Genomic DNA, 13,914 nt, shown 5'->3' on the forward strand with positions numbered 1-13,914 from the left:
GGATCCCGAATGCCTGCCCTGCCACGCCCCACCTCCCCCATCGCCATCACGCTCGCCGCGGCCTTGCTGCTGGCTTCCTGCGCCACCGCCCCGGTGCCCCCGCCACCTGTCGCGGCGCCGGCGCGTTTCAAGGAAGACGCGGTGTGGAAGCACGCGGTCGGCGCCGCCGCCGAGCCGGTGCCGCCGGACTGGTGGCGCCTGTTCGACGACCCGGTGCTGGACGGACTGCAGCGCCAGCTCGCCATCGGCAACGAGAACCTCAAGGCGGCGGTGGCGCAGGTCGCCGGCGCACGCGCCGCCCTGCAGGCCAGCCAGGCCGCCTTGCTGCCCACCCTGTCGGTCAACGGGGCGGCCAGCCGCAGCGGCGGCCCCCAAGCCGCGGCCGGGACGCGCGGCACGACCGCGTCGCTCGGCCTGGATGCCAGCTGGGAGGTCGACCTGTGGGGCCGGCTGTCGCAAGGCGTCACCGCCGCGGGCGCGAGCTACCAGGCCAGCCGGGACGACCTCGCCGCGGCGCGCCTGTCCGCCCAGGCCACGCTGGTGCAGAGCTACCTCGCCTTGCGCGCGGCCGAAGCGCAGCAGGCCCTGCTGGAGCGCACCGCCGCGGCGGATCGGCGGTCGCTCGAGCTCACGCAGGCACGCCATGCCGCCGGCGTGGCCGACGGCAGCGACGTGCTGCAGGCGCAGACCCAGCTGCTGGGCGTGCAGGCGCAGATCGAGGACGCGGGCCTGCAGCGGGCGCAGCTCGAGCACGCCATTGCCGTCCTGATCGGACAGGCGCCCTCGGCCTTCACGCTCGCGCGCAGCGCGAGCCTGCCCCTGCTGCCCACGGTGCCCGAGTTCCTGCCCTCCACGCTGCTGGAGCAGCGGCCCGACATCGCGGCCGCCGAACGCCGCGTCGCCGCGGCCTATGCCCAGATCGGCGTTGCCGACGCCGCCTTCTTTCCCAGCGTGACGCTCTCGGCCAGCGCAGGGTTTCGGGGCACCGCGCTCGCCGGTCTGCTGTCGGCGCCGCACTCGCTGTGGTCGCTGGGCCCGGCACTTGCGGCAGCGATCCTCGACGGGGGCGCGCGGCGCCAGGCCAGCGAGCAGGCACGCGCCGCGGCCGAGCAGGCCGGATCCAGCTACCGGCAGACCGTGCTCACGGCGCTGCAGGAAGTCGAAGACAACCTGGCTGCACTGGAGCGCATCGGTGCCGAGCTGACGCTGCAGCAGGCCGCGCTGCAGGCGGCGCAGCGCAACCAGCAGATCGTGCAGGACCAGTACCAGGCCGGTACGGTGAGCTACCTCAACGTGGCGAGCGCGCAGACCGCGACGCTGACGGCGGAGGCCAGCGTGCTGTCGCTGCGCAATCGCCGGCTGGCGGCGGCGAACGTGCTGTTGAAGAACATCGGGGGGAAGGGCCCGCCATTCCATCCGTAACACACCCGCCCGCATCCCGGCAACGCGAGAGCAACCCGCGACGGCGAAGGTCGCAGCCCATGCCCACCACCATCGCCTGCGCGGCAGCGCTGCTTCTGCTCACCACCCTCATCCACTACGAGGCGCTGCGCGCGCTCGACCGCATCGTGCCTTTGCTGCGATGGCCGGGGCGCTCGCACATCGTGCTGGTGATCGTGGCGCTGTTCTGCGCCCACGTCGTCGAGATCGTGCTCTACGCCGCGACGTACTTCCTGCTTCTGCGTCACGCAGCCCTCGGATCGATCGGCCGGTCGGCGACGCTGTCGATCAACCACGCGCTGTATTTCTCCTTCGAGACCTTCTCCACCCTCGGCTACGGCGACATCGCGCCGGCCGGCGCGATCCGGCTCCTGGCCGGGACCGAATCGCTCAACGGCTTGCTGCTGATCGGCTGGTCGTCTTCCTATGCTCACATTGCCATGCAACGTGCCGCGGGCGAGCGTTGAGCGCCCCGTGAACCCGGACCGCGCCGGCCTTCGCGAGGCTTGGGCCCTGGCCGTTCCCTTCTGGCGCGACCGCGGCGAGCGAAGCGCCTGGGCGCTGCTCGCCGCGGTGGTGTCGCTGACGCTCGCCGGCGTGGGGCTCAACGTCCAATTCAGCGACTGGAACAACCGCTTCTACGACACGCTGCAGAACCACGACCTGGCCGGCTTCTGGAGGCAGCTCGGCGTGTTCGCGCTGCTCGCCGCCTGCTTCATCGTGGCGGCGGTGTACCGCCAGTACCTGCAGCAGCGGCTGCTGATGCGCTGGCGCACGCGCCTGACGCAGGACCTGCTGCGGCGCTGGCTGCAGCCGGGTGGGCCGTACCGCCTCGCACACGAGGCGGCGCCGGCGCTCGACAACCCCGACCAGCGCATCGCCGAGGACGCGGGCCGCTTCGTCGGCGCCAGCCTGGACCTTTCGCTCGGCCTGCTGAATGCGGGTGTGACGCTGGTGTCCTTCGTCGGCATCCTGTGGCGCCTTTCCGGCTCGCTGGCGCTGCCGGCGGGGCACGGCGGCATCACCATGCCGGGCTACATGGTGTGGGTGGCGATCGCCTATGCCGGCCTGGGCAGCTGGATCACGCAGCGGCTGGGCCTGCCGCTGGTGCGCCTGAACGTGCAGCAGCAACGCGTGGAGGCCGACTTCCGCTACGCGCTGGTGCAGCTGCGCGACCATGCCGAAGCGGTGGCGCTGGCCGCCGGCGAAGTGCGGGAGCGTCATCGCATGGCCCACGTGTTCGAGGCCGTGCGAACCAACTGGGACCTGCTCATCCGGACCACCAAGCGGCTCACCTGGTTCTCCGCCGGCTATGGCCAGCTCGCCAACGTCTTTCCCTTGCTGGCCGCCGCGCCGCGCTACTTCGCGGGCTCGCTGCAGCTGGGCGGCCTGATGCAGACGGCGCAGGCCTTCGGCCAGGTGCAGGGGTCGCTGAGCTGGTTCATCGATGCCTACGCCACGCTCGCCGATTGGCGCGCGACGGTGGAGCGCCTGTCGCGGTTCTCCGTCCACGCCGAGGCGGCGGGCGCAGCGCCGCCCTCCGACGGCATCGTGCGCCGCGAGGAGCCGGGCGCGGCCATCGAGCTCACGGCACTGCGCATCGACACGCCGGATGGGCGCCGGCGCATCGATGTCCCGGCGCGGCGATTGGCGCCCGGCGAGCATCTGCTGATCCGCGGTCCCTCGGGTCGCGGCAAGACCTCCCTGCTGCGCGCGATCGCCGGCGTGTGGCGCCGCGGCGACGGGCGCATCGCCTTGCCGCGGGGCGCCTGGCTGATGTTCGTGCCGCAGCGGCCCTATCTGCCGAGCGGCACGCTGGCCGAAGCGCTCGCGTGGCCGCAGCCCGGCGAGGACTTCGATGCCTTGGCGATGATTCAGGCCCTGGCCACGGTCGGCCTCGGCGACCGACGCCTCGACCTGAACGAGCGGCGCGAGTGGGGCAGCGTGCTGTCGCCCGGCGAGCAGCAGCGGCTGCAATTCGCGCGCGTGCTGCTGCACCGGCCCGACTGGGTGTTCCTGGACGAATCGACGTCCGCGCTGGACGAGCCCTCGCAGGTGCTGCTGTACCGGCGCCTGCGCGCCGCGCTGCCCTCGACGACCGTCGTCAGCATCGGGCACCGGGAGAGCCTGCAAGCGCTGCACGACGCGCAGTGGTCGTTGGGGGAGATGCCAGCGGTCGACAGCCCTGGAAGTCCGTATGCTTGCCCGGCCAGGACTGAAGACGGGTGCACGGCATGCCTACCCAGCGTATCGAAACCATCGTGATCGGCGCCGGGCAAGCCGGCCTGGCGATCAGCCATCACCTGAGCCGGCTGGGTGCCGAGCACCTCGTGCTAGAGCGCGGGCAGGTCGCCGAGCGTTGGCGCACCGAGCGCTGGGATTCGCTGTGCTTCCAGTCGCCGAACTGGAACATGAACCTCCCGGGCTGGAGTCGCACGACCGCCGACCCGCACGTCGATCCCGATGCGTTCTCGCCGCTGCGCGAGGTCACCGACTACATCGAGCGCTACGCGGCCGTCGTCCGTGCACCGCTGCGGACCGGCTGCACGGCACGGTCCATCGGACCAGGGCAGCGGCCCGGGCGGTTGCAGGTGCAAACCGACGACATCCTCTACGAGGCGCACAACGTCGTCGTCGCCACGGGCCCCTACCACGTGCCGCGTCCGTCGATCCCGCTGGGCAGTCCGGTGCTGGAGTTGAACTCGACCCAGTACCGCAACCCGGCGCAGCTGCCCCCCGGCGCCGTGCTGGTCGTCGGCGCGGGAAACTCGGGCGTGCAGATCGCCGAGGAGCTGTGCCGCGCCGCGCGCCGGGTGTTCCTGTCCGTGGGCTCGCACGAACGGATCCAGCGTCGCTACCGGGGGAAGGATTGCATCTGGTGGCTGATCGCGACCGGCTCCGCCGATGCGAGGCTTCACGAGTGGAAAGGCGCGCGCCTCTCGCGCTTGATGACGGGCGTGGACGGGGGGCACGACATCGATCTGCGCCGGCTGGCTGCCGAAGGGGTGGTGCTGCTCGGGCGCATGACAGGTGCCGACAACGGCAGGCTCGCCATCGCGGATGACCTGCGTTCCACCATTGCGCACGGCGACGACTCGCTGAAGGCGTTCAATCGTCGCTGCGACGACGTGGCTCGCGATCGGCAACTGGACCTCCCCCCGGCCGAACCTGCGGGGGATCCATGGCCCGATCCACCGCAGCTGCTCACGCCGATTCGCACCCTGGACCTCCCCCGCGAGGGAATCCACTCGGTGATCTGGGCCAACGGCGCGCTCACGGACTTCAGCTGGATCGATCTCCCGGTCTTCGGCCCATCCGGATCCCGGCGGACGCCCTTGCACGAGCGCGGCGTGACCTCCGAGCCGGGCCTGTACTTCCTGGGCCTGCCGTGGCTGCACAAGTGGAAGTCGGCCTTCCTGTTCGGGGCCGACGAGGACGCGGCCTACCTGGCGCAGCACATCGCCTCTCGCGCGAGCCACTGACGCGTTCTGCGCATCGCGTGCAAGCGGCGTCATGGCCCAGCCTTCGCCCGCAGCAACTCGATCAATTCATCGATCTTCCGCTCCGCGCGCAGATTGGTCTCGTAGTCGCGCGCCGCGGCAATGCGGTCGCGTGCCGCCTGCCGGTTCTGCGACATCATGATGATCGGCGCCTGGATCGCGGCCAGCATCGACAGCAGCAGGTTCAGGAACACGTAGGGATACGGGTCGAACGCCGATGCGCCGAGCACGTCGGTGTTCAGCAGCGCCCAGCCGACCAGCACGGCCATGAACAGGACGATGAAGGTCCAGGAGCCGCCGAACTCGGCGACGCGGTCGGCGAGGCGTTCACCGAGCGTGGGAACGAGGGTCTCGTCGGGCCGGTCGCGGCGCCGGTCGCCCAGTCGCACCAGCAGCCGCTCCAGCGTCTGCCGGTCGCGCCGGTTCAGGCTGCCCACGCCGGTGAGCATCAGGTGTTCGGCGAGGTAGCGGATGTCTTGTTCTTTCATGGGCAGCTCCTGGCAACAGTGGCCGCAGCATGGGCAGCCTCGATGACCGGGCTCTGACCGGCCCGGTTACGTCGGTAGCCTGGGTTGCCACCCGCGACAACGCATCGGCAACCGAACGGGAGGAGTCTGCATGCAGCGCTTGCCAATGAAGCGCAGGAGCCTCGCATGAAGACCTTCCGTTCCCTCGCCCTTTCGCATGAACACGGTGCGGGCAACCGCCTGGCCGGACGCATCGGCGCCCAAGTCGCCGCGGTGCTGCTGGCCGTGCTGGTCACGCCGTCGACGCTTCCCACGCGCGACACCCATCCCGACACCGCGGCCCTCGAGCGCGGCACGACACCCCGCGCACGCGGCTGACGGTGAGGACCAGGCCGATGAGACATCTCCTTCGTTCACCGCGGACCCATGCGATCGGCGTCGCCACGGTCGCCTCTGTGCTCGCCCTGGCCGGATGCACGCACCGGATGGTCAGCGCGGCCCCGGTCGCCGCCGCCGCCACGAGCGCACCTTCGCCCGCGCCCGCCGGGCTGCCGGACTTCGCCACCATCACCGAGCGGGCCGGACCTGCGGTCGTCAACGTGCGGGTCAGTGGCGTGCGCGAAGTGACCGCCGATGACGACGACGAGGGTTCCGCGCAGGCGCTGCTCGATCTGCTGCGCAGGCGCTTCGGCAGCGCGGTGCCGCCCATCCGGGTGCCGGTGCGCGGCGAGGGGTCCGGCTTCATCGTCTCGCACGACGGCATCGTGCTCACCAACGCGCACGTGGTGCAGGGTGCGAAGGAAGTCGTGGTTCGCCTGACCGACCGGCGCGAATTCAATGCACGCGTGCTGGGCAGCGATGCCAGGACCGATATCGCAGTGCTGAAGATCGACGCGCACCAGCTGCCCGTGCTGCCGCTGGGCGACGCCAGCCGCCTGCGCGCAGGCGACTGGGTGCTGGCCATCGGCTCGCCCTTCGGCTTCGAGAACACCGTCACCGCGGGCGTGGTGAGCGCGCTGGGCCGCTCGCTGCCCGACGACGGCGCGGTGCGCTTCATCCAGACCGACGTGGCGATCAATCCGGGCAACTCGGGCGGGCCGCTGTTCAATGCGCGCGGCGAAGTGGTGGGCATCAATTCGCAGATCTACAGCCGCTCCGGCGGCTACGAGGGCGTGTCCTTCGCGATTCCGATCGACGTCGCCAGGCGCGTCGAGCAGCAGATCGTCGCCACGGGCCATGCCTCGCACGCCCGCCTCGGCACGACGGTGCAGGACGTCGACGCACGGCTGGCCGCCTCGTTCAAGCTCGCCAAGCCGCAGGGCGCGCTGGTCGCCGAGGTGCAGCCGGGCAGCCCGGCCGCCGGCGCCGGCCTCGAAGCGGGCGACGTGGTGCTGCGCATCGACGGCGAGCCCATCGTCGCTTCGGGCGATCTGTCGGCCACCGTGGCCATGCACGCGCCGGGCGACAAGGTCGCGCTGGAGGTGTGGCGCGCCGGCGCACCGCGTGAGATCCGGGTCGCCCTCGGCGACGCCAAGGAGGGTGCCGCCGCGCCGCAGACTGCGGCCCATGCAGCGCCCGTCGCCGCCGGCTCTCTGGGCCTGGCACTGCGCCCGCTGGAGCCTGAGGAGCAGCGTCAGGCCGGCGCGCACGGCGGGCTGCTGATCGAGGACGTGAGCGGGCGCGCGGCGATGGCAGGCCTGCAGCCCGGCGACCTGCTGCTCGGCATCAACGGCAAGCCGGTGGAGTCGATGGGCGCACTGCGCGACGCGCTCGCCGGCGCAGGACACGCCATCGCGCTGCTCGTGCAGCGCGGACAGGAAAGGCTCTATGTCCCGCTCTGATGACAAGAGAGTTCCCCACTTGCACGGTTGCGTCGGTCATCTTCCATGGCACAGCGGGTAGCCCGACCGAAACGCCCCGATCCAACGATGCCTTCACTGCACTGGTCGTGCAGCACCTTCATCCAAGGAGTGATCCATGAAATTGTCGAAACCCCTGCTCGCCGTGCTGCTGGCGGCCGGCGCGGCGGCCGCTCATGCCGAAGGGCTCTATGCGGGCGCCAGCCTCGGCGCCCCCTTCTGGAACAGCACCGTCGACGGCGTCGACGGCAACGGCCGCGGCGTCGCCGGCAAGCTCTACGGCGGCTACGGCTTCAGCCCGAACTTCGCGCTCGAGGCCGGCGCCATGCACCTGGGCGAGTCGCGCGACATCAGCGGCAAGGTCAAGGCCGATGGCGCCTATCTGGACGCGGTCGGAACGCTGCCGCTGAGCAAGGACTGGTCGCTGCTCGGCCGCATCGGAGCGGCCCACGCCCGCTTCAACGGACCGGGCGGCGACAGTTCGGACACCGGCCTCAAGCTCGGTGCCGGCGCGCAGTACCAGCTGAGTTCCACCATGGCGTTGCGCGCCGAATACGAGCAGTACCGGTTCCACGACGTATTCGACGCCAAGGCGAACGTCGGGCAGGTCACCGGTGGCCTGGTGGTGAACTTCTGAAGCATGCGGGTCGGGTTGCGTGGTGCCCTGTTGCTCGGCCACTCGGCAAGCGCAGGGCGATCGCGGGCAGACATCCACGGTTCGGGCTGAGGTATCGAAGCGTGCTGCGCGTGTGGCGGGACTTCGATGCCTGAGTCCCCATGCCTGCCCAGGCATCCGTTCACCCGATGCGCACGAGCACCCGCGAGCCTTCGACCTTCACCGGGTAGCTGCGCAGCGGCTCGCTGGCCGGCTCGCAGGTCGGCTTGCCGTCGCGCACGTCGAACCTCCCCTGATGCAGCGGGCATTCGATTTCGTGGCCGTCGAGGAAACCGTCGCACAGGCGCGCGTGGCCGTGGGTGCACACGTTGTCGGTGGCGAAGACCTCGCCACCGACGGTGTACAGCGCGATGTCGTGGCCGTCGATCGCGACGCCGAGGACGTCGTCGGTCGGCAGCTCGTCGGCGGCAAGCGCGTCGATCCAGGTCTGCTCGCTCATATGGGGTAGATGATGGAGTTGGGGATCATCTCGCTGTCGTAGATGCACTGGCGTGACGCGAACTTGAGGCCCTCGCCGGTGCGCACGACCACGTCGATGTAGCGACCGACGTTGAACACCGTGGACGTGTCCGACAGCTTGGTGCGGAACACCGCGTAGTTCGCCTCGCACTCGAAGCGGCCGGCCTCGCAGCGGCGCACCACCGGGCTGCCGACGACGTGCCGCTGGTAGTACGGGTCGTGGAACAGCGTCTCGCGGATGCCGTACACGCGGTCCTTCAGCATGCCCTTGCTGGTGAACGACAGGGTCGCCAGCGGGAAGCCGCGCTCGAAGTTCTCGCGCGGCTGCAGCCGGTACACGCAGTCGTCGGTGAAGAACTCGGGCCACAGGTCCCACTGGCCGGAGTCCACCGCGATCGCATAGTCGGCATAAAGCTGGCTCAGGGCCAGGTAGTCCTCGAAGTTCATGCGGTCATGCCTCCATCACGTCGCGCCAGTAGCGGTACATGCCGCGGATCAGCGTTTCGGTGACCATGTGCTCGGTGTCTTCGACCCCGCGCCCGCCCAGCTCCGCCAGCGTGCGATGGAACGGCTTGCTCTCGAAGGCCTGCTGCGAGAACTCGATCACCTCGCCGTCGTCGGCCGACACGAAGCCGGCAGGGCCGAAGAGATTGGCCTGGCGCAGGCGGCGTTGCGCCATCGCCTCGTCGTCGTCCTCGAAGCCGAAGTGCGTCCAGACGAAATCGAACTGGCCATGGCCGGTGGGCTGGATGTGCCGCGTGGAGACGCTGTTGACCTGCTGCTGCAGGATCACGCTGGGGAAGATGGTGGTCATCACCGCCGTGGGGCCTTCCCACCACGGCTCGGGCACGATGTCGAGAAAGCTCGGGTCGTGCAGCTTCATGCTCTCCTTGAAGCTGGCCACCTGCGTCACCTGCTCCGACTTGCCCGCCGCGCCGCGGGTGGAGATCATGGCCGCGTGGCGGTGCCTGTCGTCCATGCGCAGCTGCGACTTGTTGTCGGCACGCCAGAGGCCGAAGGTCACGAACCAGGTGTGCAGCAGGCCCGGGTGGTACGGGTCCTTGATGTTCTCCTGCATCAGCTTCCAGTTGCCCGGGATGCGCTGGCGGTTGTAGCCGAGCACCTTCAGCTTGCGGCCGTTGAACAGCCGGTCGAAGTAGCGCAGGATCGTCGGGCCGAGGTAGTCTTCGAAGGGCTCCACCTCGGCGTCGAAGGAGGCGAACACCACCCCGCCGCGCGTGGCGACCTTCAGCTTCGTCAGGCCGTTCTCCTCCAGCTTGAAGTCGGCCGGCATGCCCCCCAGCATCTCGCCCTCCTGGCGCACGCCACGCCGGAACGGCACGCCGCGCAGGTCACCCTCGATGCTGTAGTTCCACTGGTGATACGGGCACGTGAAGCCGGTCTTGCGCACGTTGCCGTGGCGCTCGCGGCAGAAGCGCATGCCGCGGTGCGCGCACACGTTCTCGACGACGTGGATGCGGCCGTCGAGTCCGCGCGTGAGGATCACCGAGCGCTCGCCGATCACCGTGCGCTTGAAGTCGCCCGGCTCGGGGATCTCGGCCTCCAGGCCCACGTAGCACCAGTGGCCCTTGTAGAAGAAGCGCTCGAGCTCGCGCTGGTAGAGCTCGTCGCTGGTGTAGGCGAGGAACGGAATCTGGTGAGTGCTCTCGCCCTGCCATTGCGGCTCGCGCGGGAACACGGTGATGGGCTGGCTGCTCATGCGGGTCTCCTGGGTTCTTCGACGTGGCCCTGGCTCACCACGACCCGGATTCCATCCAGGCCGTCGATGGCGCCCTGCATCACGTCGCCCGGCAGCACCGCATTCACGCCTTCGGGCGTGCCGGTCATGATCAAGTCTCCGGGCTCGAGCTCTTCGTATGCCGACAGGTACGCGATGCACTCGGAAACCGACCAGATCAGCTTGGAGATGTCCGACGATTGCCGCGCCTGTCCGTTCACCGTCAGCGTGATCGCGCCGTTGGCGGGATGACCGATATCGCAAGCGCGCCGCAGCGGGCCGATCGGCGCCGAATGCGCGAACGACTTGCCGAACTCCCATGGCCGGCCCTTGTCGCGCGCCTCCAGTTGCAGGTCGCGCCGCGTCATGTCGAGCCCCACCGCGTAGCCGTACACGTGCTCCAGCGCATCGGCCACCGCGATGTCGCGGCCTCCGTCTGCGATGGCGACCACCAGCTCGATCTCGTGGTGGTAATTGGCCGTCTTGCGCGGATACGGCACCGCGGGATCGCGCGACGCGTCGATCACCGCGCCGGACGGCTTCATGAAGAAGAACGGCGGCTCGCGGTCCGGGTCCTTGCCCATCTCTCGCGCATGTGCGGCGTAGTTGCGGCCGACGCAGAAGACGCGGTTGACGGGAAAGCGCTCGTGGCGTCCGGCGACAGTGAGCGTGTGCAGCGGTGGAACCGCAACGGCATGGTCCATGGCAAGTCGTGTCCGGTTGAAGGAGAAGCGGTCAGAGCCTTTGCTCGCGCCACAGGCCGAGCGCCTGCTGCACGGGGCGGTCGGAATAGCTGAAGAGCAGCGTGTCGCGTCCGGCATGCAGGCGCAGCGTGTGCCACGAAGGGACGACGAGCACATCGTTCTCGGCGAAGCGCAGCACCTGTTCGCCGACGATGGCCTCGCCTTCGCCTTCGAGGCAGACGTAGACGGTGCCGTCGGTGCTGCGGTACGGCTGCGTGTCGAAGCCCGAGGGAAGCCACTGTGCAAAGGCGCCCATGGTAGGCATGGGCGACGCGCCGGTGGCGGGGTTGACGAAGCGCTGCTTGAAGCCGAGGTGCGGATCCGGCGTGCCGCCGGCGATGGCCCTCAGCGCGGCCCGCGTGCGCTCGTACGGATACACGAACACCCGCGTGGGCTCTTGCGGCGCGGGATGGAAATCCACCGGCACCATGTTCGAGCCATAGCGCGCCAGTGCATCGCCTTCGGGGCGCAGCGGCTGCTGCACCGCCTGCTCGGTCTTCTCGGCGAAGCCCGCGTCGAGGAAGCGCACCAGCGGAATGTCCAGCCCGTCCAGCCACACCACCGGCTGCTCGCCCGGATTGCCGTGGTCGTGCCAGGTCCATGCCGGCGTGATGATGAAGTCGCCGCGGCGCATCGTCGTGCGCTCGCCATCGACGGCGGTGTAGGCGCCTTCGCCGTCGAGCACCAGCCGCAGCGCGGATTGCGCGTGGCGGTGCGCCGGCGCCACCTCGCCGGGCAGGATGAGCTGCAGCCCGGCATACAGCGACTGCGTGATGCAGGACTGGCCGCGCAGCGCCGGGTTCTCCAGGACGAGCACGCGGCGCTCGGCCTCCTCGGCACTGATCAGGCGTCCCGCCTCCATCACCTGGTCGCGCACTTCGGCATAACGCCACAGCGCCGGTGCAGCCGGAGAGCGCGGCGCCGGAGGCACCAGCGCGCCCAGAACCTCCCACAGCGGCGTCATGCTGTGGCGGCCTATGCGGTCGTAGTAGTCGCGGCGCTCGCGCGCGGCGTCCGGCGAAAGAACGGCAGCGGCCATGGCTTCAGGTTCCCTGGGTGTAGAAGGCGTCGGCATGGATGCGCTCGGGCGCGATCCCCTTTCGCTTGGCAAGCAGCGTGGCGGCTTCGACCATGGGCGGCGAGCCGCAGAGGTAGGCGCGCCAGCCGTCGAGCGCGGGCAGGTCGGCATCGATCGCGTCGGTGACCAGTCCGGTGCGATGCCCGCCCGCGTCGCCGCCGGCGGTCACCACCACATGCAGGTGCAGGCAGGGATGGCGATGCTGCAGCTCATGCAGCCAGGACAGCCCGTAGATGTCGCGCGGCGAGCGCACGCCGAAGTACAGATGGATCGGGTTGGCCATTCCCTCGACCAGCGCGCCGCGAAGGATGGACAGGATGGGCGCGAGCCCGGTGCCGCCGGCCACGCACAGCATGGGACCATCGTGCTGCCGCCTCAGGTAGGCCGAGCCCAGGGGTCCGCTGACGCGCACCGCGTCCCCGGGCTTCAACGTCTCGGCGATGTAGCCGCTGACCCGCCCGCCTGGCACCCGCCGCACGTGGAACTCGAGCGTGCCGTCGCCCGCGAGCCCGGCCATCGAATAGGGCCGCACATGCTCGGGCGTCAACTGCAGCTGCGCGTACTGCCCCGGCGAGAACGCCAGCGGCTTCGCCGGCTCGAGCACCAGCCGCCGGATGTCGTGCGTCATGTCTTCCAGGCGGGCCACCCTCGCCTTCACGATGCGCGCCGGGTGCACGACGATCTCGTCGGGCTCGGGAATCTCGATCGCGCACGGCTCGGTGAGATAGGTCTGGCACGCGAGCACGAAGCGCGCCTCGGCGTCCAGCGGACGCTGCAGCTCCTGGCCGCCGTCGAGCACGTCGCCTGCGATCACCTTGCAGCGGCAAGTGCCGCAGCGGCCGGCCATGCAGCTGTACGACATCGGCACTTGGTGCTCGCGCAGCGCCTCCAGCAGGTTCACGCCGGGCTGCACGTGAAGCACGCGCTGCAGGGGATGGATGGTGACTTCCATGGAGAGTCATCATCGGCATCGGCGCCCGATCAGCCAATAGAATCAGTTGAATACAGCACATCACCAAATGAAATGGAGGCGTCGGTGCAGCTGCAGGACATCGACCTCAACCTGCTGGTGCTGTTCAACCAGCTGCTCGTCGAGCGGCGCGTCTCCAAGGTCGCCGAGAACCTGGGCCTCACGCAGCCGGCGGTCAGCAACTCATTGGCGCGCCTGCGCAAGCTGCTCGGCGACGAGCTGTTCCTGCGCACGCCCACGGGCATGCAACCCACGCCCTTTGCCGAGCAGCTGGCCGAGCCGGTCGCCTACGCGCTAGGCATGATCCACAGCGCGCTCAACCAGCGCAGCACCTTCGATCCGGCGAGCAGCACCCGCTCGTTCACCATCGGCATGACCGACATCGGCGAGATCTACTTCCTGCCCGCGCTGATGGACAGCCTGCGCCGGCAGGCGCCAGGCGTCTCGCTGAGCACCGTGCGCAACACGGCGGTGAACCTGAAGGACGAGATGGAGGCCGGCAAGGTCGACCTGGCGATCGGGCTGCTGCCGCAGCTCAAGGCCGGCTTCTTCCAGCGGCGGCTGTTCCGCCAGCGCTACGTGTGCCTGTTCCGCCAGGGACACCGGCTCGACAGGAAGAAGATGTCGCTGGCCGAGTTCTCGGCGGCGGAGCACCTGGTGGTCGTGTCCCCGGGAACCGGTCACGGCAAGGTCGACGAGCTGCTCGAGCGCAGCGGCATCGAGCGCCGCGTGCGCCTGACGGTGCCGCACTTCGTCGCCATCGGCCACATCCTGCAGGCCACCGACCTGGTGGCGACGGTGCCCGAACGCCTCGCGCAGCGAATGACCGCGCCCTTCGGCCTGACCTACGTGGCGCACCCGGCCAAGCTGCCGGAGGTGGCGATCAACGTGTTCTGGCACGCCAAGTTCCACCGCACGCCGGACAGCCAGTGGCTGCGCACGCTGGTATTCGACACCTTCGTCGACGACGCGCGGTGAAGCGCG

General features: G+C 69.8%; 15 protein-coding genes. 8 read left to right on the plus strand and 7 right to left on the minus strand.

The window, feature by feature from the left end; genetic code table 11:
- Window positions 1-9: 9 nt before the first annotated feature.
- From P7V53_RS21640 to P7V53_RS21655, 4 genes are read left to right on the plus strand one after another with little or no spacing between them, the layout of a single operon-like run.
- A complete protein-coding gene (locus P7V53_RS21640) occupies window positions 10-1,422 on the plus strand; it encodes an efflux transporter outer membrane subunit (RefSeq protein ID WP_280151580.1) in 1,413 nt (470 codons plus the stop codon).
- A 59-nt stretch (window positions 1,423-1,481) separates the two neighbouring features.
- A complete protein-coding gene (locus P7V53_RS21645) occupies window positions 1,482-1,907 on the plus strand; it encodes a potassium channel family protein (RefSeq protein WP_280151581.1) in 426 nt (141 codons plus the stop codon).
- A 7-nt stretch (window positions 1,908-1,914) separates the two neighbouring features.
- Window positions 1,915-3,705 carry an ABC transporter ATP-binding protein/permease gene (locus P7V53_RS21650; RefSeq protein WP_280151582.1) on the plus strand — a complete coding sequence of 597 codons (1,791 nt, stop codon included), beginning with the start codon at window positions 1,915-1,917 and terminating at the stop codon, window positions 3,703-3,705.
- A complete protein-coding gene (locus P7V53_RS21655) occupies window positions 3,675-4,922 on the plus strand; it encodes an NAD(P)-binding domain-containing protein (protein ID WP_280151583.1) in 1,248 nt (415 codons plus the stop codon). Before P7V53_RS21650 ends, P7V53_RS21655 begins: the two co-directional genes overlap by 31 nt.
- A gap of 29 nt (window positions 4,923-4,951) precedes the next feature.
- Here P7V53_RS21655 and P7V53_RS21660 read toward each other — a convergent pair whose 3' ends face one another.
- A complete protein-coding gene (locus P7V53_RS21660; RefSeq protein ID WP_280151584.1) occupies window positions 4,952-5,428 on the minus strand; it encodes a DUF1003 domain-containing protein in 477 nt (158 codons plus the stop codon).
- A gap of 165 nt (window positions 5,429-5,593) precedes the next feature.
- Here P7V53_RS21660 and P7V53_RS21665 point away from each other — a divergent pair, with 165 nt between their 5' ends.
- The 3 genes from P7V53_RS21665 to P7V53_RS21675 all read left to right on the plus strand — a co-directional run bounded on the left by P7V53_RS21665 (window position 5,594) and on the right by P7V53_RS21675 (window position 7,903).
- Window positions 5,594-5,785 (plus strand): hypothetical protein, encoded by a 192-nt coding sequence (locus P7V53_RS21665; RefSeq protein ID WP_280151585.1) that lies wholly within the window; start codon window positions 5,594-5,596, stop codon window positions 5,783-5,785.
- 17 nt (window positions 5,786-5,802) lie between these two features.
- Window positions 5,803-7,248 carry a Do family serine endopeptidase gene (locus P7V53_RS21670; RefSeq protein ID WP_280151586.1) on the plus strand — a complete coding sequence of 482 codons (1,446 nt, stop codon included), beginning with the start codon at window positions 5,803-5,805 and terminating at the stop codon, window positions 7,246-7,248.
- A gap of 136 nt (window positions 7,249-7,384) precedes the next feature.
- Window positions 7,385-7,903 carry an outer membrane beta-barrel protein gene (locus tag P7V53_RS21675; RefSeq protein WP_280151587.1) on the plus strand — a complete coding sequence of 173 codons (519 nt, stop codon included), beginning with the start codon at window positions 7,385-7,387 and terminating at the stop codon, window positions 7,901-7,903.
- Window positions 7,904-8,063: 160 nt separating this feature from the next.
- Here the strand turns inward: P7V53_RS21675 and P7V53_RS21680 are convergent, their stop codons facing one another.
- From P7V53_RS21680 to P7V53_RS21705, 6 genes are read right to left on the minus strand one after another with little or no spacing between them, the layout of a single operon-like run.
- Entirely contained in the window at window positions 8,064-8,381 is a 318-nt protein-coding gene (locus tag P7V53_RS21680) for a non-heme iron oxygenase ferredoxin subunit (protein WP_280151588.1), read from the minus strand.
- Window positions 8,378-8,848 (minus strand): aromatic-ring-hydroxylating dioxygenase subunit beta, encoded by a 471-nt coding sequence (locus P7V53_RS21685; protein ID WP_280151589.1) that lies wholly within the window; start codon window positions 8,846-8,848, stop codon window positions 8,378-8,380. The genes P7V53_RS21680 and P7V53_RS21685 overlap by 4 nt, the downstream gene beginning before the upstream one ends.
- A gap of 4 nt (window positions 8,849-8,852) precedes the next feature.
- Window positions 8,853-10,121 (minus strand): aromatic ring-hydroxylating dioxygenase subunit alpha, encoded by a 1,269-nt coding sequence (locus P7V53_RS21690; RefSeq protein ID WP_280151590.1) that lies wholly within the window; start codon window positions 10,119-10,121, stop codon window positions 8,853-8,855.
- Window positions 10,118-10,843 (minus strand): fumarylacetoacetate hydrolase family protein, encoded by a 726-nt coding sequence (locus P7V53_RS21695; protein ID WP_280151591.1) that lies wholly within the window; start codon window positions 10,841-10,843, stop codon window positions 10,118-10,120. Before P7V53_RS21695 ends, P7V53_RS21690 begins: the two co-directional genes overlap by 4 nt.
- A gap of 31 nt (window positions 10,844-10,874) precedes the next feature.
- Window positions 10,875-11,921 (minus strand): gentisate 1,2-dioxygenase, encoded by a 1,047-nt coding sequence (gene gtdA, locus P7V53_RS21700; RefSeq protein WP_280151592.1) that lies wholly within the window; start codon window positions 11,919-11,921, stop codon window positions 10,875-10,877.
- A 4-nt stretch (window positions 11,922-11,925) separates the two neighbouring features.
- Complete coding sequence (locus P7V53_RS21705; RefSeq protein WP_280151593.1) at window positions 11,926-12,912, minus strand: 2Fe-2S iron-sulfur cluster-binding protein; 987 nt, start codon at window positions 12,910-12,912, stop codon at window positions 11,926-11,928.
- Between the two features lie 84 nt (window positions 12,913-12,996).
- On the opposite strand from P7V53_RS21705, the gene P7V53_RS21710 reads away from it, so the two are divergent.
- Window positions 12,997-13,908, plus strand: a complete 912-nt coding sequence (locus P7V53_RS21710; RefSeq protein ID WP_280151594.1) for a LysR family transcriptional regulator — start codon at window positions 12,997-12,999, stop codon at window positions 13,906-13,908.
- The last annotated feature ends 6 nt before the right edge of the window (window positions 13,909-13,914 follow it).

Origin of the sequence: Piscinibacter sp. XHJ-5, assembly GCF_029855045.1 — a bacterium.
Classification (GTDB): Bacteria; Pseudomonadota; Gammaproteobacteria; order Burkholderiales; family Burkholderiaceae_C; genus Albitalea.

Bases quoted from the DNA above. Each gene is read 5' to 3' on its own strand.
- P7V53_RS21685 (WP_280151589.1), bottom strand. From the start codon at position 8,848: ATGAACTTCGAGGACTACCTGGCCCTGAGCCAGCTTTATGCCGACTAT.
- P7V53_RS21660 (WP_280151584.1), bottom strand. From the start codon at position 5,428: ATGAAAGAACAAGACATCCGCTACCTCGCCGAACACCTGATGCTCACC.
- P7V53_RS21680 (WP_280151588.1), bottom strand. From the start codon at position 8,381: ATGAGCGAGCAGACCTGGATCGACGCGCTTGCCGCCGACGAGCTGCCG.
- P7V53_RS21665 (WP_280151585.1), top strand. From the start codon at position 5,594: ATGAAGACCTTCCGTTCCCTCGCCCTTTCGCATGAACACGGTGCGGGC.
- P7V53_RS21705 (WP_280151593.1), bottom strand. From the start codon at position 12,912: ATGGAAGTCACCATCCATCCCCTGCAGCGCGTGCTTCACGTGCAGCCC.
- P7V53_RS21655 (WP_280151583.1), top strand. From the start codon at position 3,675: ATGCCTACCCAGCGTATCGAAACCATCGTGATCGGCGCCGGGCAAGCC.
- P7V53_RS21695 (WP_280151591.1), bottom strand. From the start codon at position 10,843: ATGGACCATGCCGTTGCGGTTCCACCGCTGCACACGCTCACTGTCGCC.
- P7V53_RS21670 (WP_280151586.1), top strand. From the start codon at position 5,803: ATGAGACATCTCCTTCGTTCACCGCGGACCCATGCGATCGGCGTCGCC.
- P7V53_RS21675 (WP_280151587.1), top strand. From the start codon at position 7,385: ATGAAATTGTCGAAACCCCTGCTCGCCGTGCTGCTGGCGGCCGGCGCG.
- P7V53_RS21645 (WP_280151581.1), top strand. From the start codon at position 1,482: ATGCCCACCACCATCGCCTGCGCGGCAGCGCTGCTTCTGCTCACCACC.
- P7V53_RS21640 (WP_280151580.1), top strand. From the start codon at position 10: ATGCCTGCCCTGCCACGCCCCACCTCCCCCATCGCCATCACGCTCGCC.
- P7V53_RS21690 (WP_280151590.1), bottom strand. From the start codon at position 10,121: ATGAGCAGCCAGCCCATCACCGTGTTCCCGCGCGAGCCGCAATGGCAG.
- gtdA (WP_280151592.1), bottom strand. From the start codon at position 11,921: ATGGCCGCTGCCGTTCTTTCGCCGGACGCCGCGCGCGAGCGCCGCGAC.